The sequence below is a fragment of the Brevibacillus sp. MS2.2 genome (assembly GCF_013284345.1).
Lineage (GTDB): Bacteria > Bacillota > Bacilli > Brevibacillales > Brevibacillaceae > Brevibacillus > Brevibacillus brevis_C.
This window is the reverse complement of the sequence record NZ_JABSUZ010000017.1, coordinates 21,055-47,841: the sequence shown is the minus strand read 5'-3', so window position 1 is coordinate 47,841 and position 26,787 is coordinate 21,055. Positions and strand designations below refer to the sequence as shown.

At 49.1% G+C, this 26,787-nt stretch carries 25 protein-coding genes; 11 read left to right on the top strand and 14 right to left on the bottom strand.

The window, feature by feature from the left end; translation table 11 throughout:
* Positions 1 to 25: 25 nt before the first annotated feature.
* On the bottom strand, positions 26 to 361 hold the full coding sequence (locus tag HP568_RS16575; protein ID WP_173629664.1) for a DoxX family protein: 336 nt from the start codon (positions 359 to 361) through the stop codon (positions 26 to 28).
* 85 nt (positions 362 to 446) lie between these two features.
* Positions 447 to 872, bottom strand: coding sequence for a MarR family winged helix-turn-helix transcriptional regulator (locus HP568_RS16570; protein ID WP_048031864.1), 426 nt, complete (start codon positions 870 to 872; stop codon positions 447 to 449).
* A 208-nt stretch (positions 873 to 1,080) separates the two neighbouring features.
* On the opposite strand from HP568_RS16570, the gene HP568_RS16565 reads away from it, so the two are divergent.
* From HP568_RS16565 to HP568_RS16555, 3 genes are read left to right on the top strand one after another with little or no spacing between them, the layout of a single operon-like run.
* Positions 1,081 to 2,400 carry an ABC transporter substrate-binding protein gene (locus tag HP568_RS16565; protein ID WP_173629663.1) on the top strand — a complete coding sequence of 440 codons (1,320 nt, stop codon included), beginning with the start codon at positions 1,081 to 1,083 and terminating at the stop codon, positions 2,398 to 2,400.
* Positions 2,401 to 2,418: 18 nt separating this feature from the next.
* The gene (locus HP568_RS16560; protein WP_048031866.1) at positions 2,419 to 3,369 is read left to right on the top strand and encodes a carbohydrate ABC transporter permease; all 951 of its coding nucleotides are present in this window, start codon (positions 2,419 to 2,421) and stop codon (positions 3,367 to 3,369) included.
* On the top strand, positions 3,369 to 4,202 hold the full coding sequence (locus HP568_RS16555) for a carbohydrate ABC transporter permease (protein WP_056496357.1): 834 nt from the start codon (positions 3,369 to 3,371) through the stop codon (positions 4,200 to 4,202). Before HP568_RS16560 ends, HP568_RS16555 begins: the two co-directional genes overlap by 1 nt.
* On the opposite strand, the gene HP568_RS16550 is transcribed toward HP568_RS16555, so the two are convergent.
* The 10 genes from HP568_RS16550 to nikC all read right to left on the bottom strand — a co-directional run bounded on the left by HP568_RS16550 (position 4,199) and on the right by nikC (position 13,434).
* Positions 4,199 to 5,077 carry a phosphotransferase family protein gene (locus HP568_RS16550; RefSeq protein ID WP_173629662.1) on the bottom strand — a complete coding sequence of 293 codons (879 nt, stop codon included), beginning with the start codon at positions 5,075 to 5,077 and terminating at the stop codon, positions 4,199 to 4,201. The two genes, HP568_RS16555 and HP568_RS16550, sit on opposite strands and share 4 nt — an antisense overlap.
* Positions 5,078 to 5,148: 71 nt before the next feature.
* The gene (locus HP568_RS16545; RefSeq protein WP_048031869.1) at positions 5,149 to 5,595 is read right to left on the bottom strand and encodes a hypothetical protein; all 447 of its coding nucleotides are present in this window, start codon (positions 5,593 to 5,595) and stop codon (positions 5,149 to 5,151) included.
* A 132-nt stretch (positions 5,596 to 5,727) separates the two neighbouring features.
* Complete coding sequence (locus tag HP568_RS16540; RefSeq protein ID WP_048031870.1) at positions 5,728 to 6,621, bottom strand: DMT family transporter; 894 nt, start codon at positions 6,619 to 6,621, stop codon at positions 5,728 to 5,730.
* A 22-nt stretch (positions 6,622 to 6,643) separates the two neighbouring features.
* Entirely contained in the window at positions 6,644 to 7,972 is a 1,329-nt protein-coding gene (locus HP568_RS16535; protein WP_048031871.1) for a sodium:solute symporter family transporter, read from the bottom strand.
* Positions 7,969 to 8,673 (bottom strand): response regulator transcription factor, encoded by a 705-nt coding sequence (locus HP568_RS16530; RefSeq protein WP_017250974.1) that lies wholly within the window; start codon positions 8,671 to 8,673, stop codon positions 7,969 to 7,971. The genes HP568_RS16535 and HP568_RS16530 overlap by 4 nt, the downstream gene beginning before the upstream one ends.
* A 4-nt stretch (positions 8,674 to 8,677) precedes the next feature.
* Positions 8,678 to 9,472, bottom strand: a complete 795-nt coding sequence (locus tag HP568_RS16525) for a sensor histidine kinase (RefSeq protein ID WP_173629661.1) — start codon at positions 9,470 to 9,472, stop codon at positions 8,678 to 8,680.
* Between the two features lie 95 nt (positions 9,473 to 9,567).
* A complete protein-coding gene (locus HP568_RS16520; RefSeq protein ID WP_173629660.1) occupies positions 9,568 to 10,560 on the bottom strand; it encodes an ABC transporter ATP-binding protein in 993 nt (330 codons plus the stop codon).
* Between the two features lie 5 nt (positions 10,561 to 10,565).
* Positions 10,566 to 11,588, bottom strand: a complete 1,023-nt coding sequence (locus tag HP568_RS16515; RefSeq protein WP_048031874.1) for an ABC transporter ATP-binding protein — start codon at positions 11,586 to 11,588, stop codon at positions 10,566 to 10,568.
* 12 nt (positions 11,589 to 11,600) lie between these two features.
* Positions 11,601 to 12,521 carry a nickel ABC transporter permease gene (gene nikB / locus HP568_RS16510; protein ID WP_048031875.1) on the bottom strand — a complete coding sequence of 307 codons (921 nt, stop codon included), beginning with the start codon at positions 12,519 to 12,521 and terminating at the stop codon, positions 11,601 to 11,603.
* A 13-nt stretch (positions 12,522 to 12,534) separates the two neighbouring features.
* Positions 12,535 to 13,434 (bottom strand): nickel transporter permease, encoded by a 900-nt coding sequence (gene nikC, locus HP568_RS16505; protein ID WP_048031876.1) that lies wholly within the window; start codon positions 13,432 to 13,434, stop codon positions 12,535 to 12,537.
* A 180-nt stretch (positions 13,435 to 13,614) separates the two neighbouring features.
* Between nikC and HP568_RS16500 the strand changes: the two genes are divergently transcribed.
* From HP568_RS16500 to HP568_RS16470, 7 genes are all read left to right on the top strand, one after another.
* Positions 13,615 to 14,850 (top strand): amidohydrolase, encoded by a 1,236-nt coding sequence (locus HP568_RS16500; protein WP_173629659.1) that lies wholly within the window; start codon positions 13,615 to 13,617, stop codon positions 14,848 to 14,850.
* A 16-nt stretch (positions 14,851 to 14,866) separates the two neighbouring features.
* Positions 14,867 to 16,090 (top strand): amidohydrolase, encoded by a 1,224-nt coding sequence (locus HP568_RS16495; protein ID WP_048031878.1) that lies wholly within the window; start codon positions 14,867 to 14,869, stop codon positions 16,088 to 16,090.
* A gap of 34 nt (positions 16,091 to 16,124) precedes the next feature.
* A complete protein-coding gene (locus HP568_RS16490) occupies positions 16,125 to 17,342 on the top strand; it encodes an amidohydrolase family protein (protein ID WP_048031879.1) in 1,218 nt (405 codons plus the stop codon).
* A gap of 180 nt (positions 17,343 to 17,522) precedes the next feature.
* A complete protein-coding gene (locus HP568_RS16485) occupies positions 17,523 to 18,197 on the top strand; it encodes an ABC transporter ATP-binding protein (RefSeq protein WP_048031880.1) in 675 nt (224 codons plus the stop codon).
* Complete coding sequence (locus tag HP568_RS16480) at positions 18,160 to 19,338, top strand: efflux RND transporter periplasmic adaptor subunit (RefSeq protein ID WP_048031881.1); 1,179 nt, start codon at positions 18,160 to 18,162, stop codon at positions 19,336 to 19,338. Before HP568_RS16485 ends, HP568_RS16480 begins: the two co-directional genes overlap by 38 nt.
* An 18-nt stretch (positions 19,339 to 19,356) precedes the next feature.
* Positions 19,357 to 22,239 (top strand): ABC transporter permease, encoded by a 2,883-nt coding sequence (locus tag HP568_RS16475; RefSeq protein WP_217366634.1) that lies wholly within the window; start codon positions 19,357 to 19,359, stop codon positions 22,237 to 22,239.
* 4 nt (positions 22,240 to 22,243) lie between these two features.
* Complete coding sequence (locus HP568_RS16470) at positions 22,244 to 23,137, top strand: ABC transporter ATP-binding protein (RefSeq protein ID WP_173629657.1); 894 nt, start codon at positions 22,244 to 22,246, stop codon at positions 23,135 to 23,137.
* 328 nt (positions 23,138 to 23,465) lie between these two features.
* Here the strand turns inward: HP568_RS16470 and HP568_RS16465 are convergent, their stop codons facing one another.
* Complete coding sequence (locus HP568_RS16465; protein WP_173629656.1) at positions 23,466 to 24,353, bottom strand: LysR family transcriptional regulator; 888 nt, start codon at positions 24,351 to 24,353, stop codon at positions 23,466 to 23,468.
* Between the two features lie 112 nt (positions 24,354 to 24,465).
* Here HP568_RS16465 and HP568_RS16460 point away from each other — a divergent pair, with 112 nt between their 5' ends.
* Positions 24,466 to 25,848, top strand: coding sequence for an MFS transporter (locus tag HP568_RS16460; protein WP_173629655.1), 1,383 nt, complete (start codon positions 24,466 to 24,468; stop codon positions 25,846 to 25,848).
* 12 nt (positions 25,849 to 25,860) lie between these two features.
* On the opposite strand, the gene HP568_RS16455 is transcribed toward HP568_RS16460, so the two are convergent.
* The gene (locus HP568_RS16455) at positions 25,861 to 26,745 is read right to left on the bottom strand and encodes a LysR family transcriptional regulator (protein WP_173629654.1); all 885 of its coding nucleotides are present in this window, start codon (positions 26,743 to 26,745) and stop codon (positions 25,861 to 25,863) included.
* Positions 26,746 to 26,787 lie beyond the last annotated feature (42 nt).

Sequence of the window (26,787 nt, the reverse complement as noted above, 5' to 3'; positions counted from 1 at the left end):
AGTCTTGGACTCGCCGCTGTTATGACTAATAATGATACATCGAGATGAAAAAGGACAGAAAGCAAAGAACGAGCGCCGGTAATGCTTTCGGAAAAGGATCTCTAGCAATCACAAGTAGGATGAAAGCAGCTACCAACATGGTCCCGCCTAAAAGCAATCCTGATAGGAATGCAGCGATCGAAAACCATATTCCAATAATCAAGCCAATGGAACTGATGATCTCAATAAAGCCCGTTAAGAAGTTAAAGATGGGAGGGAGTCCAAAGCGGTCAAATTCATTCGCCATTTTACCGGAAATAATTTTTGTACCTGTAAACATAAAGAAGATCGCAACGATGACTTGCAAAACGATTAGGGTCATGACAGCTTCCTCACTTTCGTTATTCAGTATCAATCAAATGTATGCTATAGCATGTATTTGCTAGAAAAAGTATCTGCATCTCCATTTATTCATCTTTTACTACTTGATAGAGCTTGTCGAGCAATGCATGTAATTCCGCAATCTCTACATCGGTAAGGTTTTGCGTTACATGGCTATGCGCTTCGGTAACGACGGGTAGTAGCTTTGATTTGAGCTCCATCCCTTTGTCACTCAGCAACAAGTTATGAGAGCGTTTATCCGCGTCATTTAACGTGCGAATGACGATTCCCTTTTTTTCAAGCGAGTAGATCATTCTGACGACGGTGGTTTGATCGCGGTCAATCGCATCCGAAAGATCCTTTTGTGTGATCGCTCTTTCTCCATCCATGACACTAAGAATGCCCCATTGCTCTGGCGTGATCTCAAATTGTTTTAACCTCTTCTTAAAATAGTTCGTCATTTTCATATCTGTTCGGTGAAGAAGAAATCCGGTCAGATTGAATAATTCCATTGAAAATCCAACCCCCTTCATTTACATGCTGTAGCATATAAGATGCTAACGTATTTATTCCAGTTAGTCAAATAAATAGTATCGGGAAAGCCTCACTGAAAAAAGAGTAAAGAAAACGAAAAAACTGGTAAAGATATTAAAACTTATAATTCAGAATATTTAATATAATACGAACTGTCTTACAAAAAGATCATGAGGGGGTTCGTGTATGGGATTTCGTTCCTGGATTTCTGTGGCGCTCCAATTAACGATGGCGACAGCATTGCTTGTAGGCTGTAGTCAGCCAGCGGCCACTCCTGACTCAGCATCGCCGTCAGGTGCGAATTGCGTCACGCTAAAAATGGTAGAGAGCATTACTAGCCCACAACGAACTGCGCTTTTAAAAGAAATGCTAGCCCAGTTTGAAGCGAAGAATCCGGGGATCAAAGTCGATCTGATTTCACCGCCATTTGAAGGAGCGGATCAGAAGATCACACAGATGCTGATGGCAAAAGAAGAGCTGGACGTGCTAGAGGTTCGCGAATTCAATGCCAAGCAGTTTTCGATGAACGGCTTTATTGAAAATTTGAAGCCCTACACAGAGAAATGGAAAAATTACGATCAGCTAACTGACGTCGCCAAACGTCGAGCCACTTGGGTGGACAAAACTCCTTATTACATTCCGAATGGACTGTACCAGCGCGTCTTGTATTATCGGACGGACTGGTTTAAGGAAGCAGGGATCGAGGTGCCGAAAACGTGGGATGAGCTCTTGGTAGCAGCCAAAAAGCTGACGGACCCAACCAAAAACCGCTACGGGTACAGCTTCCGGGGAGGTGCGACCGGGTGGGATTACGCACTGATCACCATGTGGGCCTACAACGGGACAGAGGTCGACGCTGACTCCGCCTTTTTCATGAAGGATGGACGCACACTCTTTTCCACGCCGCAATCACTGGAAGCGATGCAGTATTACAAACAGCTTTACAAAGAAGGTTCTCCAAAAGATTCTGTGAGCTGGGGCTTTCAGGAGATGGTACAGGGCTTTGTAGCCGGTTCGACTGCCATGCTGATTCAAGACCCTGACGTCATCGATGGAGCCAAGGAGAAGATGCAGGAAGGGACGTGGGCGACCGCTCCGATTCCGATTGGCCCTTCAGGTGTCGCCCAACAAGTAGTCGGTGGGCCGGGCTGGGGGATTACTTCGTACTCGAAGCACAAGGAAGAGGCGTGGAAGCTGATTGAATTCCTGTCTGATCCTGAACAGAGCACTCATTTTGCGAAAAAGACTTCCACGATTCCTGTCGTGAAAAGCGCGGCAGAAGATGAATTTTACAAGACAGGTTACTTCCAGCCGTTTATTGAGATGAGCCAGCAGCCGACGAAGTTCCTCGATGTTTCACGTCCTGTGGACTACAAAGGCTGGGGAGCTTGGCAAAGCACGGCGGATAAAGATATTCAGAGCTTTTTGCTCGATCAGCTCACCGCAGAGGACCTGTTGAAAAAATGGGATCAATACTGGACGAAAGAAAAAGCCGAGCGAAAGTAGACGTGGGGGGATGGTAGCTTGGACACACAAAAACCCATCGTCATGACGACGAAGCAGGTTGTGCCGGAAGGGAAGAAATCGTTCCGAATCTCCAAAGAAGGTCGCTTTATCTTTTTGTGCCTTTTGCCCGCCATTTTGTTTGTTTCGGTCTTTACGTATTATCCACTCGTGCGTGGAATCATCATGTCTTTTCAGAACTACACGCTCTTTGACTTGATGAATATTCAGTTCATCGGGCTGGACAACTTTGTGAACGTACTGACAAGCCCAGACTTCCCTCGTGTTGCCATGAACAGCTTTTACTGGGTGTTTTTCTCGCTTGTTTTTCAATTGCTGTTTGGATTCATGCTGGCCCTCTTGATGCGTAAAAAATTTCGTGGGAGAGGAATTTACCAGGCATTTGTCTTTTTCCCGTGGGCGATGTCGGGCTTTCTGATTGGGCTGATTTGGCGGTGGATGTTCAATGCCCAGTTTGGCGTCATTAACGATTTGCTTCTGAAAACAGGTCTGATCGATGCGCCGATCTCCTTTTTGGCGGATGGCACTTGGGCGATGGCTGCGGTCATTATCGCGAATATTTGGTATGGCGTCGCGTTTTTTGCCATTATGATTCTGGCTGCCCTGCAATCGATCCCAGAGGAGCTGTACGAAGCGGCGGCGATGGATGGAGCGGGGCGGATTCAGCAGTTTTGGAGGGTAACACTGCCGTATATCATGCCAACGATGCTGGTGACGATCCTGTTGCGGGTCATTTGGATTCTCAACTTCCCGGATATTATTTACGCGATGACGAATGGAGCTCCTGCAGGCTCCACGCATATATTCGCTACCTACATGATCGATAAAGTCATCTTTGGACAAGACTACGGGCAAGCCTCGGCTGTGGGTGTCATCATCGTGCTGATTTTGATGTTATTCACGATCTTTTACGTGAAAGCGACCAAAGTAGAGAAGGGAGGGGACTTCTGATGCACCGTGAACATCTAGGGTGGAGGACTGCCAGAGCGATTGTATTGACCTTGTTTCTTGCGTTCGCGATTTTCCCGCTGTATTGGATTATCATTACGTCGCTCAAAGGTCAAAAGGAAATCTTTTCGCTCCCGATTCAATATTGGCCGGAACAGGTGACACTGATCAACTACTTGGAGATCTTTCAGATTTCTCACTTTCAGGTGTACATCTGGAACAGCTTTCTCGTTTCCTTGGTCGCTTCGGCTATGGTCGTGTTCATCGCGATGCTCGGCGGTTACGTGTTGGCCCGCTTTTCGTTTAAAGGAAAGCGGCAGGTGATGTTCGGATTTCTCGTCACCCAAATGATCCCGATGTTCATTGGCATGGCGCCGTTGTACATGATGATGTCCAAGATGCACATCTTAAACAGCCTGTTTTCGTTGATGCTCATCTACACGGTCATGCTAATACCGTTTTGTACGATCATCATGTCCGGCTTTTTTCAACGGATACCCAACGCCTTGGAGGAAGCGGCGATGATGGACGGCTGTTCGCGGCTGAGCGCCCTGTTTCGCGTCATCGTGCCGATCATGCTCCCCGGAATTGCGGCCACGTTTATTTTCGCCTTCGTTCAATGCTGGAACGAGCTGATTATGGCCGTTCTGTTCATTGATGAAGAGTCAGTCAAAACGATTCCGGTCGCGATGAATGCCTTCATCAAAAAGTACGATATCGAGTGGGGAGCGATGTCGGCAGCTACGGTGTTGTCAGTCATCCCGACAATGCTGTTGTTTGCCTTTTGCCAAAAGTATTTGGTGGAAGGGCTCACACAGGGTGCTGTAAAGGGCTAGACGTAGTCCCGCATGCCAGCCTGGTACGCTGTCTCATCGTCGTTTTCCAGACCAAACAGCGCTTCTTCCAAGGCAAATGTACTGCGGTAAAATCTCATCCTTGTCATCACCTGCTCAAGCTGGGGGTACACCGGAGTGAAATGCTGCAAAAAAGGTTCGCCGTAGCTCGCACAGAGTCCAGCGAGGTCGTATGCCGGATCGCCCACACCGGAACCGCCAAAGTCGATGATGCCTGTGATGCGTTGTTTTGCCGGGGAGTACAAGATATTCCCTGTGCCGAAATCTCCATGAGTCAAGCAAGGCTGAAAATCAAAATGGGCAGGGTCTGCCAGGTATGCTTCAAACCGCTCTGCCACATCCTTTTTCGCTTGCTCACGCATCGCTGGGAACAATTGCGAAACAATCTGTTCATACAGCTCAGTCAACTGCTTGACCATGTCAAAATCGCCAGGGATAAGTTCCGGGAGCAAGGAGGAGACGGGAAGCTGGTGCAGTTCATGAAGAAATTGTGCAAGCTGGGCAGCGATAGTCGGTACCGAGTTTTGACGAGAGGCTGCTTGAAAAGCTTCCAGGGTAAAAGGCTCACCTTCGAGTAGCGGATATCCGACAAACACCCGCCCAGGTAGTTCCTCGGCAAAGGACAAATAGAGCGGAGCCGGAATCGGCAGGGAGAGATATGGTTTTACCGTGCGTAAAATGTTCGTTTCGATCTTCAGTTGCTCGATTCCGGCCGTATATTTCGGAAAGCGAAACACGTATGCGTCATTAACGATGAGCACATCATTGTTTTGACCCATTTCGTTCAAGTAGGCGGAAGTAATGGTCAATTCCGGATATGTTGCTTGAATGTGTTGGATATACGCTTGTGTTGTCATCATGATTCTCCTTCCAATACCCGCATTTCGAAAAAAGAGCACTCTCCCCTAAGGAAAGTGCTCTTTCGTATTTACGATGCTGCCAGTTCAAATCTGACGAGCGTTTCTTTGGTGTCCGCGAGCTTTTCTAGTTCAACAATTCGCCAGTTATGGGAGATTGTCCTGCGCATCCACGCCAAGGCATCGTCTGGCAAGCGAACGTGGTGCAGCGCTGTTTCCTCGACTTGATAATCGCGCTCCGCTTGGATGTTGTAGCGTTTGTTCAGCAAAAACTTGATCCCGTTAAAAGTGGTGAACTTGATCTGATAGCCTTCGCGAATCGCAGCTTCCAGCGTAGAGGGATCATTTTTGGACAGTTCAAAGAGATGGGTGTAATCGTACTTACCGCCCTCCACGTCCGAAAAAGGCGCAGGGTCACCTGTTCTCAGCTTGTGGATGATTTCTTCATCGACGAATCCATGGGAACGGGCTGCCTCTAACAGCATCGTTTCCCATTGGGATAGTTTTACGGTAGACATGGACTGTCCCTCCTCTTATCACTATATAAACAGATATCGCCAGCCCTTCTTCTAGTATAAAGCAATGAAATTGTACTTCTCAACTACAATTCCGACTGTTTTAGTATGAAAAGTGCGGCGAACTGCTTTACATCAGGATGAAAGCGAGGAAAGCTTCTTCTTTTCACGCGGCTCCTTGGAAGTTGTGGTCAAGGTCACACCCGCGATGATGAGAATCGCTCCGAAAAACTGTACGGCTGTTACAGGCTTTGCCAGCAATAATAATCCAAAAAGCATGGCAATAAACGGTTCCAGATTCGCAAACATCGCGGCTTTGGCGGCACCTACCTTCTGAAGTTGACTGTTCCAGATTAGGGTCACAATGCCGTGCATGACGACAGCAGTGACAAACAAGAGAAGCCAGGATGAGAGGCTGGTGCTTACCGTGGCCGTAGGGATGCTGATCAGGACAAAAGGCAGCATCGATCCGAAGCCGATCAGATTGGATACGAGTGTCGTCACGAGTGGAGGGAGTCGATGTCCCAACAACCTGACGAGTATGATCGAGGTAGCGAACGTTAGCATCGTCAATACAATCCAGAGGATACCGACATCAAAATGCAGCTCTGCCCCTGTATAAATGACGAATAAAACACCTGATGTACCGATCACCGAACCGATTGCCATGCGACCAGTCAGCGATTCTTTCAAGAACAAGGCAGCCAAGAGAGCCGTTGTAATCGGCGTCAGCGCCAGGATGAGGGCAGAGGTGGTCGGATCAGCAGTAACGAGCCCTTTGTAAAAGGACCACTGGTTGATGAATACGCCGACCACTCCCAGTACCGCGAGCAAGAGCCAGTCCGTACGAGAGAGCTTTGGCATTTTCAGACGCCCTCTGGACCAGATGAGCAGAAACAACACGATAAACAAGAGACGCATAGCCGACAAAAAGAGCGGAGAAAACTCTGCGACAAGCATTTTCCCGAAGACGAAATTGCTGCCCCAAGCGGTTACGCAAAAAATGAGCAGCAAGTAGGAGCGTAGCATAGGATTCGTTCCTTCCTGTGGGTCAGCGAGTGTGATCCGGCGTTCGGATGTACCGTTTCCATAGCCAGGTCATGCACAAGTAGGCCGTTAAGACCAGAGCTGTACATAAGGAGGCAATCCAGATTGCCATCATCGGATCGACGTACATCCGGCTGCTATAGCCTGCGACGAATCCCATTACTGCGCTGATCAATATGAAAGTAGGTGCCTTCCCCTTCGTCAACACGATGACGACGATAGGCAAAAACAGCGAGGCATACATAATGCCAAAGAAGAACAGCAAATCCAGCAAGGTCGGCTGGAAGTAGATCGTCAAACCATACGAAAGCGCACCGATGGCAATGGCAAGGATGTAGCCCAAACGGATTTTTTGCCTTTCAGAAGCGTCTGGGCGGAAGAGCTGATAAACGTTGTTGACCATCAGACTGATCATGGAATGAAGACCTGCACCAAAAGCGGACATGATCGCACCAAAGGCACAGAGGACAAATAATACAAGCAATATCATCGTGTCAATCTTGCGTACGAGATCAAACAACAGCGAGTAAATATCATCAAAGCCGCCCGTAAAAAGGACGATGATGATCAGCGAGGAAAACGCCAGTGGTACGGTTGCAAAAATGAGTCCGGACACCAGAAAGGTAGGGACGATCTTTTTCTCTTCCATCATATAGAGCCGCTGCCACGATGCCTGATCGACAAAGACTTGACCAAACCCAATCAACAGCCCGGTAATGATAAAAAATAGACCCTCGTTGTTGTTGAGCACCAGAAGGTAAGGATGGTAAAGGCGCAGTCCGTTATAGACGTGCTCGACCCCTTTTCCGACGAAAAAGTAGACGGGAATCAGGATGATGGCTGCAAACGTAATGACTATTTGCACGATGGCAAAACGATGGATCGAGCGGATACCTCCGATGCCTGCAAACAGCACACAAAATCCAAAAAAGCAAAGCAAGCCGAGCGGGATCGGTAAACCAAACAAGATGTTCAACAATACGCCCCCAGCCATTCCCTGGACGAACATCGCTTCAATCGTGGTAATCAAAAGGATGATGATCATCAGCCAGTAACCAAACGGATGCAGCTTGTCTCGCATGTAATCCCCGATGGTCATCCCTTCTGATAACTCACGGCGGACCTTACGCCCAAGCAGGCCAAACATACTGAGGGCAAATGCTCCCATCAAAGCGAAGCCGATCCCGCCAAATATCCCGTATTTGACGAGTGCTTCCGGTGAACCGAAGATCGTGTTTCCGGTCACCCAGCGGGCGAGGATCGAGACGACTCCAAGCCCAATGCCGATCTTTGCTGCACCTACCACGTATTCGCGAAACGATAAGTAGGTCAAGATGCATTCCCCTTGTCCCGGTATTCTTTCGGGGTTTTCCCCACTACCTTGCGAAAAATGGTGCTGAAATAGTGTTGGCTGTTGAAGCCAGTCCGCTCGGCAACCGTCGATATGCTCCAATCAGGATGAGCGATCAGGAACTTCTTCGACATTTGAATGCGGTACTGCATTAAATACTCAGAGAATGAGACGCCTACTTCTTCATGAAAACGGCGGCTCAAATATGTCGGATTGATATGGACCTCTGCGGCAAGATCAGCCAAATTCAGCTTTTCCGCGAATTTTTGATGAATGATGTTCATCGCGTCGGAAATAATTCGTGTGTAAGCAGAGAGGGCAGGGCTCTTCTGATATTTTTTCAGAATGTCGACCAGCTCGCTCTCAATGACGGGCTTCGTGATGTAATCCACGACACCGAGACGGATCGATTGCTTGGCATAATGAAAATCTTGATAAGCCGTTACAATGATGAGCTCGATATCTTTGTGCTGGGCTCTCAGCTCTTCGCCAAGCACCAGCCCGGATTTCCCCGGAAGATTAATGTCCAGAAAGGCGAGATGAAGAGGAACCTTCTGGCTGATCGCCATGGCTTGACTGCCATCTGCGGCCTTGTAGAATTTCCACAAGGGGAACATGGGCTGAATCAAATACTCGAGTTGGTCCAGCTCCAACGGTTCGTCATCCACGAGTAGTACGTTCATCTTCTCACCTCAGATCGATTTGTTCATACGTACAGGGCCACCTGACAGACACAAGAGTTCCTCCCTCAGCTATCGGAGCTAGCTCCAGATGTGCATGATCACCAAAACAAAGGTGGAGCCGCCTGCGGATGTTGTCCAACCCGTGACCGCTCTTCTCATGTGGCTGTTCAGTTTCGATCTCACTTTCATTTTCATTCTGGATTGCTGTGAGTCCGGAAGAACCGTTGTCAACGACCGTAAGCAGGACATCGTCATCTTTTCGGCTTATGCGGATGTCTAAGGTAGCTTCGCCCATTTTTCGTTCCAATCCATGCTTAAATGCGTTTTCCACGAGCGTTTGCAAGACGAATGGCGGAATGGATGCTTGCAAGAGATCATCTGCACAATCCAGTTGAATCCGGAGCCGATCGCCGAAACGCAGCTTTTGAATCTCCAAATATTGCTCCGTGTACGTAATCTCCCGCGCCAATGAAATCAACGGCTCCGTGGATTTGTATTTGAATTTGAGAAACTGGGAGAGGACTTCGAGCGCTCTCACCAGTTCCTTCGTTCGGTTCAATCGCGCCAGACTCAGAATGACATTTAGCGTATTAAACAAGAAGTGAGGCTGAATTTGTTGATTCAACTGATTGTAGAGCGCTTGCTGAAGCTCTTTTTCCAGCTCGATCTTCAGATTTTTGTTCTCTAAGAGATCAATCCGTTTCTCGAAAATGAACAGAAACAATAAAGCAATAGCTCCTATGATAGGAGCCAAAATAAACAGCAGAATGAGTAATGTGAAACCTTCGAAGCTTATCATGAGATCCCTTCTGTATGGATAGATTTTGCAGTTACCATCATATCATGCTGCTTCGTGATCTCTTGCGTTTTTAGAAAATTTTAATCTCTCTATGATTAGACTTGGGCAAGGTGGCAGGCGACTTGATGTGTATCGTGCAGACTTGTCAGTCCTGGTACTTCTGTTTTGCAGCGATCAATCGCATACGGGCAACGCGTATGGAAGCGGCAGCCCTGCGGAGGATTGATGGGAGAAGGTACATCTCCGCGCAGAATGATTCGCTCCTGCTTTTTGTTTACGTCCGGCACCGGGATCGCAGACAAGAGTGCCTGCGTGTAAGGGTGCTGCGGGTTGTCGAACAGCGACTTCTTATCCGCGATCTCTACCACTTTCCCGAGGTACATCACCATGACGCGATCGGAGATGTGACGAACGACGCCGAGGTCATGGGAGATGAACAAATACGTCAGCTTGAACTGCTTTTGCAACGATTTCAGGAGATTCAGCACTTGAGCCTGAATGGATACGTCGAGTGCCGATACGGCTTCGTCACAAATGATCAGCTTCGGCTGCATCGCGAGGGCACGGGCAATCCCGATTCGTTGGCGTTGTCCGCCGCTGAACTCATGCGGGAAACGGTCAATTTGATCCGGACGCAAGCCTACATAGCCGAGTAGCTCGATAATGCGCTCGCGGCGTTGATGCGCAGGTACGATATTTTGGATGGCCAAGGCTTCACCGAGAATAGCGGATACAGATTGGCGCGGGTTGAGTGAAGCAAATGGGTCCTGGAAAATGACCTGCAAATGCTTGCGCATGTCGCGCATTTGCTTCTTGGACATCGCCAGCAAATCTTGTCCCTCGAATAGTACCGTTCCGCTCGTCGGTTCATCCAGACGGAGGATGGCACGACCGGTAGTGGATTTTCCACATCCGGATTCGCCTACAATACTCAGTGTTTCTCCTTCATGGATCGTGAAGCTGATGTCATCCACAGCTTTTACATGGTTGACGGTACGGCCTAAAATGCCGCCTTTGATCGGGAAGTGCTGCTTGAGATTTTTTACTTCGAGCAGTGGTTTTTTCGTTGGATTCGCTTGTGTCGTCATTATGGTCATACCCCCACTTCCGTAGCAGTCTTGGTGTCGCCGTCCCACTCAGACGTATACATCCAGCAGCGTACTTTGCTTCCGTCTGCATACTCCAGGAGCTCAGGAAGCTTCGTATTGCACAGCTCTGTTGCATGCGGGCAACGTGGAGCGAATCGGCATCCAACTGGCATGTTGAACGGACTTGGAACGTTTCCTTTAATCGCTTGCAGCTCTTCCACGTCCTCATCCAGACGCGGGAGGGAGTTCATTAGGCCTACTGTATAGGGATGGCGTGGATTCGCGAACAGGTTTTGTGCAGTTGTGTACTCGACGACTTTTCCTGCGTACATGACCGCAACGCGATCACATGTTTCCGCAACGACGCCAAGATCGTGGGTAATCATGATAATGCTCATGCCCATTTCGACTTGCAGCTTTTTCATCAGCTCGAGAATCTGAGCCTGAATGGTAACGTCCAAAGCTGTCGTCGGTTCATCCGCGATCAAAATTTCCGGGCGGCAGGCGAGAGCCATCGCGATCATAACACGCTGGCGCATACCACCAGACAATTCATGAGGCTCTTGGGTCGCGCGTTTTTCCGGGGAAGGAATACCGACCAGACGCAGCATGTCTACTGCTTTGTCCCACGCTTCCTTACGTCCCATGTTTTGGTGCAGGCGCAATACCTCTGCAATTTGCTCCCCAACTGAATAAACCGGATTTAGCGAGGTCATTGGCTCTTGGAAAATCATCGAAATCTCGTTGCCGCGGATTGCGCGCATGTCTGCTTCTGATTTTTTCGTCAGATCTTGCCCTTTGAAAAGGATTTCTCCTCCTACAATTTTTCCCGGAGGACTGGCAATCAAACGCAGGATCGAGAGGGAAGTGATACTTTTTCCACAGCCCGATTCTCCTACCAGCCCTAGTGTCTCTCCTCTATTTAGAGAGAAATCAACGCCGTCCACTGCTTTACTGACGCCATCTTCTGTGAAAAAATGCGTTTGCAGATTGCGAACGTCCAGGATGATATCTTGTTGTTCCGGCATGGTGATCCCTCCTTAGTTCAGATCAATTCGTTTATTGAAGTAGCGATACAATACATCGACGAGCAGGTTCACGAACACGAAGATAATGGAAGCAATCAGTACACCGCCTTGTACGACAGGCAAATCACGCATGCGGATCGCATCGACGATCAGACGTCCCAAGCCGTTGATGGCAAATACAGATTCTACGAGTACCGTACCACCCAAAAGGAAACCGAACTGCAAGCCAACGACCGTAATAATCGGGATCAACGCGTTTTTCAAAGCATGCTTGTAAATGATGACTGTTTCACGCAAGCCTTTTGCTTTCGCTGTGCGGATGTAGTCTTGACGCACGACGTCGAGCATACTGGAGCGAGTCATACGAGCAACGATGGCAGCCCCGGCGGTACCGAGTGTGATCGCTGGCAAAATCATGTGCTTCCAGGTGCCCCAGCCAGCAACAGGGAAGAGCTGCAGCTTGACAGAGAACGTGTAGATCAAGCTCAAGCCGAGCCAAAAGCTTGGCAAGGATACACCGAGCAAGGCAATAACCATGATCGTAATATCAGCAGCAGAGTATTGCTTGGTAGCAGAGATGATCCCCGCGATCATCCCGAGGACAACCGTTACAAAAATACTGGCAACGGCGAGCTCGATGGTAGCAGGCAGGCGCGCCATGATCTCATCCCACACGGGAAGATTGGAGCGAAGTGATGTACCTAGATCGCCTTGGAACACGTTGGCGACATATTGTGCGTATTGAACCATGATCGGCTGATCCAAGCCGAGCTGTGTACGCATTTTTGCAATTGTTTCTTCAGAAGCGCCTTCACCAGCAAGCAATACCGCCGGGTCGCCAGGAACCATTTGCATGATCAAAAAGACGACCAGAATGACACCGAGCAGGACGGGAATCATTTGCAGCAGGCGACGGATAATGTAAACAAACATGTAGCATTCCCTCCTATTGTTTCATTCGTGGATCGAGAGCGTCCCTGAGGCCGTCCCCAAAGATGTTGAAGCCGAGAACAAGAGTGGCAATAGCGAAACCAGGGAACATGGCCAGATGCGGAGCGGTAAACAAGAAGTCGCGTCCGTTACTGAGCATGGCGCCCCACTCCGGCAGAGGAGGCTGTGCTCCCAGTCCGAGGAACGAAAGGCCAGCAGCGGATAAAATCGCGGTAGCTAGGCGCATCGTTGCCTGTACGATAATAGGAGACAAAATGTTTGGAAAAATGTGTTTAAAGATAATCGTGAAGTCATTGGCACCGAGTGAGCGGATCGCATCGATGTACTCCAGTTTTTTCACGGTCAAAGTAGAGCCGCGGACGATCCGGGCAAATACAGGAATCGAGAAGATACCAACGGCGATCATAACGTTAAAGAGACTTGGCCCTAAGGCACTGACGATGGCCAGAGAAAGCAGGATTCCCGGGAAGGCGAGCAGGACATCGATGATACGGGAGATAACTGTATCTACCCAGCCTCCGTAGTAACCGGATAATAAGCCGAGAATAATTCCGAAAAATGCACCAATAAAGACGGCGACAAATCCGACGGACATCGAGAGCTGTGTTCCGTATAAAAGACGGCTCATTACATCCCGACCTTTGTCATCGGTACCCATCCAGTGTTCAGCAGATGGTGGTTTTAACTTGTTAACCAAGTCAATCTCATAGGGATCGTAGGGAGCGATGAATGGTGCCAACAGGGCAATCGCGATGTAAAAAATCACGATACAGCCGCCTACCATGGCGAGTTTGTTTTTTCGTAGTTTCCTGTAAAAAGTCCGCCATCTGCTAGGGCGTGCAGCCGCTGCTTTCGGCGGAAGAGCTTGATTGGTTGGCGCGATCTCAACCTTCATGGTGTAACCCCTCCTTTGCTTACGTCAAAGTTATCAGAAAAATGTACGAAGTAAAGGCAATTTGAACAAGTCGTAAAAATAGTGAAAATAGACGTAAAGATTGTGCAAATCAAGTCTTCCGGCTTCCTAGATAATGGGGGAGAAAGGAATGGAGAGAGACAAAGAGAGGGTGGATAATGGATGGGCGTTACCTATTGGTTGACCAATGTTCGTTTGGAGACGGGCTACCGTCGGGAAAACGGTGTCGTCACGGGGACAGAGGCATCCTTGTTTCACATTTTGGTAAAAGACGGAAAATTCGCGCGTATTGTACCAGCGACAGAGAAGCTTACAGATGGTATTTTGCAAAAGGATGCAAAAGGCTTATTGGCACTCCCATCTCTCGTAGAGAAGCATGTTCATTTGGACAAGACGCTTCAGGGAGAACCATGGCGGGCTGTCATCCCTGTGTCCAATATCATTGAACGCTGCGAAATTGAAAAGCGCACACTGCCGGGATTGCCGACAACTACACAAGAGCGTGCGGAGAATCTGTTGGAGATCCTCTTGTCCTATGGCTCGACACACGTGCGCACACATGTGGATATTTACCCGGAAGTGGGAATCTCCAATTTGGAATCAGTAAAAGCAGCATTAGCAACCTACGCGGATCGAGTCACCCACGAGATCGTGGCGTTTCCGCAGCATGGCTTATTGCGTACAGATGCAAAAGCACTCTTGCGTGAAGCATTGCGCCAAGGTGCGACTCATGTCGGGGGCGTAGACCCAGCTAATGTGGATGGCGATATAGAAGAATCCTTGCACCAAATGATGGAGCTGGCTGTAGAAGCAAACGCAGGTGTCGACTTGCATTTGCATGACCCAGGGCATTTGGGAACCTACACGATGAAGCGACTGGCAGCCATGACCGTAGACGCTGGCTGGCAAGGCCGCGTAGCAATCAGTCATGCGTTTGCGCTCGGAGACATCCCTGTGCAGGAAGCAGAAGAGATGGCGACGATCCTGCGGGAAGCAGGCATTAGGATCATCACCAGCGTGCCATTTAGCCGCGTCATTCCACCCGTACAGCTATTGAACCAAAATGGTGTAGACGTTGCGGTCGGCTGCGACAACATTTTTGACACGTGGCAACCATACGGGAATGGTGATGTGTTGGAGCGCCTTTGGCGACTGGCTGAACGCAATCGTTGGCTGGACGAGTTGTCCCTGTCTCAATCGCTGCGTTTTATCACAGGTGGCAAAACGACGCTGGATGCCAACGGAACTCAGTTGTGGCCTGCACAAGGCGAAGACGCTAGCCTGATCCTGGTGGATGCGACCTGCTCGGCAGAAGCGATCGCGCGCCGTGCAGATCGACACGCTGTATTCTTCAAAGGCAATCTCGCTTCTGGTCAAGTGGAAGAAGTGAACGTTTAAGAGGGGTGAAAAGCCGGTGAAATCTTCTCCTTATTGGATCGTCAACGCTCGATTGGAAAGCGGGTATGAGTGGGAAGAAGGCGTGATCAGTGGAACGCGGACAGAGCTGTGCGATTTGCTCATTGAGAATGGAAAAATCACACGCATTGTCCCTTCCAGTGAAATTTTGGAGGATGGACTGCCAAAAAAGGACGCGAAGGGCTTACTGATCTTGCCGTCTATGGCCGAGAAGCACATTCATCTGGAAAAAACGTATTTCGGCGGCCCATGGAAGGCAACAACTCCCGTAAAAAGCTTGTTCGAACGCCACGCTGAGGACAGAGGGCTGTTGCCGATGTATCTCAAGCAGGCTCAGACAGGGGCAGAAAATATTCTCTCGCTGCTGGTGGAAACAGGGGTTACGCATGTAAGAACGCATTGTCATGTGGACCCGCAGGTTGGTCTTGGGTTTTTGGAAGGAATGAAGAGCGCATTTGAGACGTATGCAGATCGTGTCTCCCACGAAATCGTTGCTTTCCCGCATTATGGCATGCTGCGTACTCAAGCGCGAGACATGGTACGTGAGGCGCTGCGTCAAGGCGCCACTCATGTGGGCGGCGTCGATCCAGGTGGAGTAGACGGCGATATCGAGCGCTCCCTGCAAACGATGCTAGAGCTGGCAGTCGAAGCGGATGCCGACATTGACATGCATTTGCATGATCCGGGGCATCTCGGCGTGTTTACGATGAAGCGCCTCGCTGCTCTGACGGAAGAAGCAGGCTGGCAAGGACGTGTCACGATTAGTCACGCGATGGGATTAGGCGATGTTTCGCAGGAGGAAGCCAGAGAGCTGGCGCAACGCCTCGCCTCTCTTGGTATCTCTATTGCATCGACCGTGCCGATTAATCGCCCGACCATTCCGATTCCGTTGCTGCATCAAGAAGGTGTAGCGGTCATGCTCGGCAACGATAGCTTGACAGACAACTGGACACCCTTTGGCAGCGGAGACTTGTTGGAAAAAGCAGGACGACTGGCTGAACGCTTCCGCTTGACGGATGAAAGATCGTTAGGCGTAGCACTCGGGTTTGTAACAGAAGGGCGAATCACTCTCGATGAAAGCGGGAATCGCCTGTGGCCATTGGCTGGAGATGAGGCGAGCCTGATGGCGGTCGAAGCGACATGTTCGGCAGAAGCTGTTGCGAGACGTGCCAAGCGCAAGGTCGTTCTTTTCCAAGGCAACCGGGTAGCGGGTGAGTGGTAGAACTACTTTTAAATAGAAAGGATGTCATGGATAGATGTCTACAGCCTATTGGATTACCAACGTCCGCTTGGAGAGCGGATACCGCAAAGAAAATGACAAGGTGGTTGCTACAGATACTGAAGTGGCGCATCTATTAATAGAAGACGGACGAATTGCACAGATCGTGAGTGGAGCTGCTCCACAAACCGAGCTGCCAACGAAGGATGCCAGTGGTCTGTTGGCACTGCCGTCATTTAGGGATATGCACATCCACATCGATAAAACGTACTATGGCGGTCCTTGGAAAGCCGTGACACCAGTGAAAAACATCTTGGGTCGACTGGAAGAAGAGAGCCAGCTCATGCCGAAGCTGTTGCCAACCGCACAGGAGCGCGCAGAAAAAATGCTGGAATTGCTGCTGTCCGCAGGCTCCACCCATATTCGCTCCCATTGCAATATCGATCCGTACATCGGACTTAAAAACCTGGAAGCGACCATGGCAGCTCTGGAAACCTTTAGCGGCAGATTGCAGTGCGAGGTTGTAGCCTTCCCGCAGCAAGGTCTCCTGCGAAGCAACCAAGTGGAGAACATCCGCCAAGCCTTGAAGATGGGCGCGACCTATGTTGGTGGTGTAGACCCGGCGACAGTGGATCAAAACATCGAGAAATCGCTCGCAACTATTTTTGAGCTGGCAGTCGAAGCGAATGCACCAATCGACGTTCACTTGCATGACCCGGATCATCTCGGAGTGTTTACATTCAAGCGTCTGGCTAAAATGACCGAAGAAGCAGGGTGGCAAGGTCGCGTTACCATCAGCCATGCGAACTCCCTTGCTGACATCAGCCTGGAAGAAGCAGGTGACGTAGCTGAAATGCTCGCTGGCTTGGGCATTTCGATCACTTCCACTGTACCAGTGAATAGAGGAACAATCCCAATCCCATTGCTGCATGAAAAAGGTGTCTCTGTCTCGCTAGGAGACGACAGTATTACCGATCACTGGTCGCCATTTGGACAAGGCGACAGCTTGGAAAAAGCAGGCCGCTTGGCAGAGCGCTTCCGCATGCAGGACGAGCGTTCCTTGTCCCAAGCACTGGGCTTCATTACAGGTGGGAAGACGCCGTTGGATAAAGAGGGCAACCGCCTATGGCCGAATGTTGGCGACGAAGCGGATATCGTATTCGTTCATGCATCCTCGGCAGCAGAAGCAGTTGCACGTCGTGCGAAGCGCCAAGCTGTGATGTTCCGTGGGAATGTCGTTTCTGGGGCTTTGTAAAATCGAAAAGGAAATAAGAAAAAGGCAGAACCACAGGGTTTTGCCTTTTTTCTTTTTGTAATTTATTTTCGTTTATAATAATTTATCTCAATTTATTACAATTTTATTAAACAATAGTTTCCAATTAAGTTACTATTGATAAATATTGTATTTTTCAGATATTTATTCGGGGGTGTCATTTTGTCGTTCATTGCAGAGACAAAAAACGTAGAACGCACGTTTGGTAGAGGGGCAACTGCCGTCAGAGCGCTTGCGGGCGTAAAAATGCGCGTAGAATCAGGAAGATTGCTCGTACTAAAAGGTAGATCAGGATCAGGAAAAACGACTCTATTAAACCTTTTGGGTGGTCTCGATCGTCCGACGGTAGGAAGCGTTTACTTTCAGGGACGGGAAATCGGCCAGCTATCAGATCATGAGCGAACGAGGATCAGGCGAAAGAACATGGCCTTTATCTTCCAGTCGTTTGGCCTGCTTCCGCTGATGTCAGCCGCGGAAAACGTCGAGTTTGGGCTTCGCCTGTCAGGGGTGCCTGCTGCCGAATGGAGGGAGCGTGTTCGCGAATCGCTCGATATCGTTGGACTGTCCAAACGGGCGCATCATCGGCCGTTTGAGATGTCCGGTGGAGAACAGCAACGCTGTGCGATTGCCAGAGCTGTTGCGAACAGACCGACACTACTATTGGCGGATGAGCCGACAGCTGAGCTGGATAGTAAAACGGGTCTGCAAATTAGCCGTTTGTTTCGCCAACTGGTCGATGAAGGTGCGATGAGCATTGTCATGACGACACATGATCCTGGTGTAATGGAGGTGGCGGACGATGTCTATGAATTGGAGGACGGTCGTATCAAGGAATAGCAAAATAAAATGGGCGTACTTGAGCTTTTTCGTTTTGTTGACGGGCTGTTCCCTATTCCCTAAGGAAGAGGAGGTTCTGGCTCCGCCATTAGTGGAGCCATCGCCTATCAAATACGAGGTGGCAGAGGTTTTACAAGGGACGATCGTAAAAAGTGTGAAAGGAAACGCCTCCTTCACGACCGTGAAAACGGCGGAGCTCTCTTTCCCGGAGACGAAGGGACTGCGGCTAAAGTCGTTCTCGGTCCAAGGCGGCGATCAGGTGAAAAAAGGACAGGTACTTGCTGAATTGGATGCGGCTGAAATGGAGAGGGCGATCGAGTCGGCCCAGTATGAAGTGGAGAAGGCAAAGCTGGAGCTGCTTGAAGCCCAGCAGGATAATCACTACGAAGTCGAATCCGCCAAGCTGGACGTTTTGAAGGCAGAAATGAACGCTAAGGTAAACGAGACCAAGCTAGCCAAGATCGAATTGGAAAAGGTTAAGCTAGACTTGGCGAAATTGCAGGATCCCAAGAAGCGGCAGTACGCGGTGGAGCGTGCCAGGCTGAACGTGAAGCAAAAAGAGATGGACTTGAAGAACCTGCAACAGCGTTGGAACGAGACCAAGCTGATCGCGCCCTTTGACGGCATCGTGCTGTTTACAAGCAACGAGCAGGTGGGAGATGAGGTGGAAGCTCATCAAAAGCTGGTAACGATAGGCGATCCGAACGAGCTGTTCGTTATGTATATCGCTCACGAGAAAGAGGCACTGCAAGATGTTAAGGAAGGGATGAAAGTGATTCTCTCGGGCAAAGACGGCGAAAAAGGTGAGGGGACAGTTGTTCAGACGCCCCTGCATGTCCCTTCCAATTTACCAGAGGATTTGACGAAGCTGTATCAGAGAAGTCTACTCATTGCACCGAAAATCCCTCCAAAGGGCTTGGAGATCGGGACAGGAGTCAGTATTGAAGTGATTGTGGACAAGCAGGATCAGACGCTTATTATCCCGAGAAAAGCACTTCATGATTTATCGGGCAGGAAGTACGTTCGGGTGCTCGACGGGAATAGCAAGAAGGAAGTGGACGTGGAAACCGGTATCATGACACAGACGGAGGTTGAGATTCGCAAAGGTCTTTCGGCAGGCCAACTGGTTATTTTGGAATAGGGGGACAATGTCGTGGCGATGCTGCAAATGATCTTGCGGAAAATGATGAATAACCGATGGCTGGTCGGCAGTCTGTTGATCGGGCTGATCGTCGCTGTCGGATTGGTATCGAGTATACCCGCATTCACGTCAGGGGTACTCCAACGCATGTTGACCAAGGATATGGAGGAATACCAGAAGAATGTGAAGCGCTTCCCTGGCGGCTTGCTGATCACGGTCAATCAAAACAAGCTGGGAAAGAATGGGGCGGTTCTTGTAGACGAGATGACCGCTCATTTGCAAAACGAAGTAATCGCTCAACTGGATGTCCCGGTGTATGCAGAAGTGACAGTATTGCGGACCATTCCGTTTGCTGCCATTCAGGAAAACATACAGCCGAAGAGCCCGATCAGTTCCGACAGTTCGCGGATTTATTCGCTGAGCGGACTGGAGACGCATATGACGCTTGTCGACGGTCGCTTGCCTGCTGCAACCCCCGTTGATGGCGTGTACGAAGCGCTGGTAACGGAAAAAGCGTTAAAGGACCGCCGGATGGTGCTAGGCAGCTTGTATGAGCTGACCACGAACCAGGTAGAAGGACTCAAGGTGCGTATCAAGCCGGTTGGGGTTTTCAAGGAAAAAGAGGGGAACGATCCTTATTGGTTCGCTTCCACCAGTGAATACTCCAGTGGCTTCGTATTGGATGAACGGCTTTTTCGGAGTGTGTTTTTGGAAGAGAAAAATCTGGTCATTTCAACCCAGATGTATACGGCCCTTCACTATCAATCATTTCGGATCAGCGATACAGAGAAGCTGAATTCATTGGTGGCCGGAATCGAAGGGAAGCTGCAACAGCATGGATTGAAAAAAGCGGAGATCAACGTTCAGTTTCCGGCGGCTGGTCTCGTGGGCAAGTACAATGCGCAAGAGAAGCAATTCAAAACCATTCTCTGGTCACTCTACATCCCCATTTTCATTATGCTGGGCCTTTATCTCGTGATGGTTTCGGGATTAATTGTGGAAAGGCAACGAACGGAAATCGCGGTGCTGGGCAGCAGGGGAGCCAGCAGAATGCAGATTTTTTCCATTTATTTCATGGAGATCTCCATTCTCGGGTTATGCGCCTTCTTGATCGGTCCATTTGTGGGGATACAGCTTAGCAAGATACTCGGCATCTCGAATGGATTTCTCGAATTCGTCGATCGCAAAGGTTTGGATGTTACCATTAGCCGCGAAGTTTTCGTGTATGCGGCGTGGATGGTGCTTGCCTGTATCACTCTCGTTTTGATTTCTGTGTTTCTGGCAACCAGGCAAAATATCGTCACGCACAAGCAAAACATGGCGAGAATGAGTGGACCTGCCATTTGGCACCGGCTGTTTTTCGACGTATTGCTGCTTGCGGTTTCGTGGTATGGATGGTATTCCTATCAAAACGCCGCTGAAACCGCTGCAAAAACGAGCGAAGGGGCTTCGGCCATCTCGATCGATTTCCTTCTCTTTTTTGTGCCCGTTCTGTTTTCGCTCGGTTTTGGCCTGCTGCTTCTCCGTTTGTACCCGTGGCTCCTGCGTCTGATGTCTTGGGCAGGACGCTCCTTCTTCCCGCTTTCTCTGCATACGACGCTGGTTCAGGTAGGGAGAGCTCCACGACAGTATCATTTTCTTATGCTGTTTGTGACGATTACGGTCGCAGTAGGAATGTTCAGTGCAAGCATGGCACGGACGATCAATCAAAATGCAGAGGAGAGAATCCGTTACCTTATCGGCGCGGATATTCGTTTGAAGGCAGAGTGGCAGAGCGATAAACCAGAAGTAACGGTCTATCGGGGAGAAAAGAATGCGGAAGAAGGTGAGGGTGCAGAAGTGGAACAAGCGCCAGCAGCTCCTCCCGTTCAGTATGTAGAGCCGGATTTCGAAGTGTACAGTCGACTGCCTGAGGTTGAGCATGCAACAAAAGTCTTTGTGAACGGTCTGGCGGAGGCTTCTTTTCAGGGCGATCCTGTGAAGGACATCACCTTGATGGGGATCGACCCCAAGGAGTTTGCAAAGACCGCTTGGATGAAGTCAGACTTGCTGCCGCATCACTTCCACGATTATTTGAATCTGATAGCAAAAGAACCACGTGCCTTATTGCTGTCTCGCAGCCTCGCTGACAAGCTGCACGTGGTGGAGGGACAAACCATCCTGATCGGTTGGGGGGATTCTCGCAGGGTAGAAATGATTGTGTATGCCATCGTGGATTACTGGCCGGGATGGAATCCTACGCCTGCAAAAAGCACATACGGCAGCAGAATGGAAGAACAGTATTTGGTAGTCGCTAATCTCCCGTTCGTACAAGACAAGATTCGCCTGGAGCCGTATGAGGTTTGGATCAAAATGAAAGAGGGATCGTCTTCTGAATCGCTTTACAAGGGTTTGTCTCAAGAGGGAGTCAAGCTCGCCATGCTGAATAACGCCAAACAGCAAGTCATCCAGATGAAAAACAACGCATTTTATTTGGGGCTGAACGGATCGCTGACGCTCGGATTCCTGCTTTCCATGCTGGTCACCTTTATTGGCTACGTGATGTACTGGGTGCTTACACTGGGAGCCAGAAAATTGCAATACGGCGTGTTCCGTGCGATGGGAATGCCATTCAGACAGCTTCTTGCCATACTCGCGTGGGAGCAGCTCTTGACGTTTGGCGTCGCTTTTGCGATGGGAATGACAGCGGGCAAGCTGGCAAATAGCCTGTTTTTACCTGCACTCAGTCTCTATTTGCATGCCGATAAGCAAGTTCCTCCCTTTACCGTCATTTCGATGCCGCAAGACGAACAAATCATTTATACGTTCATGGCAGTGACACTTGTTATCGGAATCGGGATCGTCGGTATCCTGCTGTCACGGATGCAGATCCATCAAGCCGTAAAGCTAGGGGAGGACTAAGCAGATGATCGTATGCGAAAATTTGGTGAAAATCTACAAGGCAAATGATCTGGAAGTGGTGGCGCTGCAAGGGCTGGATTTGCGTGTAGAGGCTGGAGAGCTGATGGGGATCATCGGGAATAGTGGCAGCGGCAAATCAACACTTCTGAACATGCTGGGAGGGCTGGACCGTCCCTCGGCAGGAAAACTTTCTGTCGCGGGAGCTGATTTATTTCGATTGACAACTTCCGAGCTGGTTTTGTATCGTTTGCAGACTGTAGGCTTTGTCTGGCAGAACAACGCCCGCAATCTGATCCCGTATCTATCTGCGCTGCAAAATGTGGAGATGCCAATGCTTTTGCGGGGTAAGCGAAAAAGGGAGCGGGCCCACGAGTTGTTGGAACTGGTGGGGCTGGGCCACCGAAAAAAGAACAAGCTGAGCGAACTTTCCGGCGGGGAGCAACAACGGGTAGCCATCGCGATCGCGTTGGCGAACGAGCCCAAACTACTTTTGGCAGATGAGCCTACTGGCAGTGTAGATACTCGAACAGCAGCTATCATTCTCGATTTGTTTCAAGAGCTGAACCGTTCGTTCGGGCTAACGGTGGTCATCGTGACTCATGACTTGGAGCTGGCGCGTAAAGTGGATCGCGTCGTAGCAATCAGGGATGGGAAAACGTCCAGCGAGTTGTTGCGGCGAAAAGGAACGGAAGAAAACACTTCCGAGTCTCGAGATGAGGAAGCTAACGAGGACACTCATGAGGAATTAGCGGTGCTTGATCAAGTAGGGAGGCTGCAGATCCCAATGGAGTACCTCCAGGCGATCCAGGCAGACGGCAAGCTGCGAATCGAGCTGGAAGAAGATCGAATTATTCTTAAGGCGCCTGTGGCCTCCACAAAAACAGACACGCGAATGTGACGTGTCTGTTTTTTGTGATCATTTGCCTGCCCTAAAATGCATGGCACCAGCATAAAGGATCATCTCCCCCACAATGAGGGCAACAACCTCCTGTATAGCGAAGGCGAATTTGATCTGAATGTAGCACACCATAATCGGTAATCGGTTCGACGCCCGGGATTGGTTCGTCTGGAATCTCGCGCACTTTCATGTCCGACCACTTTCCGCTCCAGGAACATATACGGCACGTTAATCTCTCTGCTGTAGGGTGCAATGCATTCTCGATGACGATCATACATTCTTGACTGTTGGTATTACAAGTTGGACAATCGTGAAATTTCATGATTCATCACCTCTCAAGTTTGCAAACATCCCCAAAATAATCGAGAACAACGTCACGGAATTCTTGGGCAGCTCGCGAAATGTACCGACTCTTGTGCCATAATAAAGCGATTTCCCGTACCAATTCGTGATTTTCGACTGGAAGATACCTGACTTGTTCGCGAGAATCTCTTGCTGTGCTTGGTATGAAGGCTATGCCAATTTCTGCTTCCACCAGCTGAATCAGCCTTGCAGGTTCATCTCCCTCATACACATAGGTAGGTGCAAATCCAACCGACTTGCATATAGCGTCTACGAAATCGCGTGTACCGTATCCTCTCTTTACACCGACAAACGATTCATCCTTCAGCTCTGTCAAAGATACCATGCTTCGGTCTGCCAGTCGATGTCCCCTTGGAACCGCTACGAGAATAGGGTCAATGAAGACGATTTGACATTCAATGTCATCGTCTTGTATAGGAGGGGAGGACAAGCAAAAATCGACCTCTCCTCTATGAAGAAGCGTAATCATTTCCTTTGTGGAGAGCATTTGTACATGGAATTGGATATCGGGCCGCTTTTTCCGAAACGCTCGAAGGATATTGGGCAGCGTGCTTGCAGTAGTCACCGCTAATTCAAGCGTGCCATGCTCCGGGTTGGACAAATCGCGAAGCTCCAGCTTCCCTTGTTCCAATTCAAACAAAGCTCTTTCCACCCGGCTGAGGAATTTGCTTCCGAACTCATTCAGTCGTAGCTTTCTCCCTGTACGATCAAAGAGAGGGACTCCCAGATCCTCCTCTAATCGTTGGATCGTTTTGCTTAGGGACGATTGGGTTACATGCAGACTTCGTGCAGCTTCGGTCATATGCTCCATACGAGCAACGGTAAGAAAGTATTGCAGTTGAAGAAGTTCCATTTCGCTCCTCCATTCATTCCTTTCAATCCATGAAATCATAACATGAAATGCGTTGGAGTAAATGTTTGGTTTCCAGTACGATATCATCAATACGCTTTAAGGAGGGCTGAAAATGGGAGCTCACAACAGGTGGTTGATGATTTCCGTTGGACTAGGGATATTGTTGAACCCATTAAATTCTTCGATGATTTCTGTTGCGATTGCAAGGCTGCAAAATGTGTACCGTCTTGACTTCACGGTTGTTTCGTGGATGATTTTCTCGTTCTACATTGCGAGTGCGATCGCTCAACCTGTCATGGGAAAGGCAAGTGATTTGTTCGGCCGCAAGAAGATATTTCTTACCGGACTTGTGGTATCTTTCGTAGCTTCCTTATTGGCTCCATTATCACCAAGCTTTGGGTGGCTCATTGTATTCCGAATTGTGCAATCGATCGGAACAAGCATGATGGTTGCGGTTGGAATGGCCATTGTACGAATTCATATTACGGAGAAACAAGCAACGGCGCTTTCCGTACTGTCCATATTCCTATCCGGAGCAGCAGCCATTGGACCTTTTATTGGCGGGGTATTGATTCATTATTGGGATTGGTCTGCGATCTTTCTCATCAATATTCCGTTCGTGGTGGCGAGCTTGCTGTTAGCCTGGAGGATGATTCCAAAGGATGAATCGACAGCATCTGTTGCACATAACATGTCCTTTCGAAAATGGTTGGAGTTGATTGATGCAACAGGGATCGTGCTCTTCGCAGTGGGACTGGTTGCACTGCTCGTGGGATTGCTTTCAGCAAAATCATCGGGACATGTCACATGGTGGCATATCATGGTTGGAGGGATCGGCCTTGTTACACTGGGGGTTTTTGTACGACATGAGTTAAAAACGACTTCTCCGTTTATTCCTCTACGGACATTTGCCAAATATCCTGCAATGACGTGGGTCAATATCGAATTCATGCTCGTTAATGTCCTTTTTTATTCGCTTTTTTTCGGGCTTCCGTCCTACTTGCAAATGGCTCGTCATCTCAGCGAGTTCCATACAGGAATTCTCATGCTCAGCTTAGGTTTATGCTCACTCGTTGTGTCTCCACTAGCAGGACGATGGATTGATCGATCAGGCCCTCGACCGGCATTGTTCGTATCCGCCATGCTGATGACATTTGGGTCATTGTGGCTCGTGACGTTAAAGCAAGATTCACCTGTGATCAGTGTGTGTGTAGCGTTAGTTGCATTCGGTATTAGCAACGGGTTAAACAATGTCGGAATGCAAGCAGCCTTGTTCAAAAGTTCTCCAAAAGAAATCATCGGAGTAGCATCCGGATTATTTAATACATCCAGATACCTGGGAACCATTCTCTCTTCATTATTGATCAACATTGTAATGGGAGATACGTTTAGCGCCGGGGGTTTGCAAGTGCTTGGCATGATCCTCACGACAATCGCATTGTCTTTGGTATTCATGAGTTGGCGACGGGAATCAAGGCAAGTGGAGGAGTCATAGGTTCATCCATCCCTATTCAAAATCGCAGGCGTGGTTCATAACAAATTGTTTAAATTTTTCAGTGGCAGGGGATAAATATCTCCCTTCTACCCAAGCAATTCCAATTGTCCGTTGGCACTTCGGGCTTTTGACAGGGATTTGTGTAATCTTACTCTGGTCCGTTCCCTTTAAATTGGGCAAAAGGGAGATTCCCAGTCCAGCAGCGACCAGTCCTGCAACAGTATCTGCTTCCTCGCCTTCAAATGTAATGGGAGGTGTAATTCCTGCTTCTTGAAACAACTGCTCGACAGTGATACGCAGGGAGTAGCCTTCTTTTAAATGGATAAAGGATTCATTTGCAATCTCTTCCAACGTAATCGAGGTACGATTTGCATATTTATGGTTTTTCGGGACAATCACAAAAAGCTCTTCATTCCAAAGTGGCTTCCATACAAAGGGAGATTTCATATCCATGGGAGCAAGTAGACAAAGATCAAATTCTCCTCCTTGCAACTGATTCATAAGCATATGGGAGGGACCTTGTCCGAGTCGAAAATGAACGTTTGGGTAGTGGGAGCGAAAAGAAGCCAGTAAATCAGGGATACGACTGGTACTTAACGTATGCAGAAACCCAAGAGACACTTCTCCCTTATCTGGATCAAGTAAATCCATGATCTCTTGTTTTCCTTCATGAAATTCCTTCATCATAGTTTCGACTCGCTTTAAAAAGAGATGACCATATTTATTGAGCCGAATCGAACGTCCCTGACGGTCAAACAGGGGTACGCCTATTTCATCCTCAAATCGGGCAATCGAACGACTTAGGGCAGACTGGGAAATCGAGAGAGCTTCGGCAGCATGTGTCACGTGTTGGATTCTTGCCAGAGTTTGAAAATATTCGAACTGTTGCCATTCCATTCGAAAGCACCACTTTCCGTCCGGATTTTTCATTACATAAAT

Excerpts from the sequence above, each read along its gene's own strand:
- HP568_RS16545 (WP_048031869.1), bottom strand. The coding sequence starts at position 5,595 with ATGTCTACCGTAAAACTATCCCAATGGGAAACGATGCTGTTAGAGGCA.
- HP568_RS16550 (WP_173629662.1), bottom strand. The coding sequence starts at position 5,077 with ATGACAACACAAGCGTATATCCAACACATTCAAGCAACATATCCGGAA.
- HP568_RS16515 (WP_048031874.1), bottom strand. The coding sequence starts at position 11,588 with ATGCCGGAACAACAAGATATCATCCTGGACGTTCGCAATCTGCAAACG.
- HP568_RS16480 (WP_048031881.1), top strand. The coding sequence starts at position 18,160 with ATGTCTATGAATTGGAGGACGGTCGTATCAAGGAATAGCAAAATAAAA.
- HP568_RS16540 (WP_048031870.1), bottom strand. The coding sequence starts at position 6,621 with ATGCTACGCTCCTACTTGCTGCTCATTTTTTGCGTAACCGCTTGGGGC.
- HP568_RS16460 (WP_173629655.1), top strand. The coding sequence starts at position 24,466 with ATGGGAGCTCACAACAGGTGGTTGATGATTTCCGTTGGACTAGGGATA.
- HP568_RS16530 (WP_017250974.1), bottom strand. The coding sequence starts at position 8,673 with ATGAACGTACTACTCGTGGATGACGAACCGTTGGAGCTGGACCAACTC.
- HP568_RS16470 (WP_173629657.1), top strand. The coding sequence starts at position 22,244 with ATGATCGTATGCGAAAATTTGGTGAAAATCTACAAGGCAAATGATCTG.
- HP568_RS16475 (WP_217366634.1), top strand. The coding sequence starts at position 19,357 with ATGCTGCAAATGATCTTGCGGAAAATGATGAATAACCGATGGCTGGTC.
- HP568_RS16520 (WP_173629660.1), bottom strand. The coding sequence starts at position 10,560 with ATGACGACACAAGCGAATCCAACGAAAAAACCACTGCTCGAAGTAAAA.
- nikC (WP_048031876.1), bottom strand. The coding sequence starts at position 13,434 with ATGAAGGTTGAGATCGCGCCAACCAATCAAGCTCTTCCGCCGAAAGCA.
- HP568_RS16555 (WP_056496357.1), top strand. The coding sequence starts at position 3,369 with ATGCACCGTGAACATCTAGGGTGGAGGACTGCCAGAGCGATTGTATTG.
- HP568_RS16500 (WP_173629659.1), top strand. The coding sequence starts at position 13,615 with ATGGGCGTTACCTATTGGTTGACCAATGTTCGTTTGGAGACGGGCTAC.
- HP568_RS16570 (WP_048031864.1), bottom strand. The coding sequence starts at position 872 with ATGGAATTATTCAATCTGACCGGATTTCTTCTTCACCGAACAGATATG.
- HP568_RS16465 (WP_173629656.1), bottom strand. The coding sequence starts at position 24,353 with ATGGAACTTCTTCAACTGCAATACTTTCTTACCGTTGCTCGTATGGAG.
- HP568_RS16575 (WP_173629664.1), bottom strand. The coding sequence starts at position 361 with ATGACCCTAATCGTTTTGCAAGTCATCGTTGCGATCTTCTTTATGTTT.
- HP568_RS16455 (WP_173629654.1), bottom strand. The coding sequence starts at position 26,745 with ATGGAATGGCAACAGTTCGAATATTTTCAAACTCTGGCAAGAATCCAA.
- HP568_RS16525 (WP_173629661.1), bottom strand. The coding sequence starts at position 9,472 with ATGATAAGCTTCGAAGGTTTCACATTACTCATTCTGCTGTTTATTTTG.
- HP568_RS16565 (WP_173629663.1), top strand. The coding sequence starts at position 1,081 with ATGGGATTTCGTTCCTGGATTTCTGTGGCGCTCCAATTAACGATGGCG.
- HP568_RS16490 (WP_048031879.1), top strand. The coding sequence starts at position 16,125 with ATGTCTACAGCCTATTGGATTACCAACGTCCGCTTGGAGAGCGGATAC.
- nikB (WP_048031875.1), bottom strand. The coding sequence starts at position 12,521 with ATGTTTGTTTACATTATCCGTCGCCTGCTGCAAATGATTCCCGTCCTG.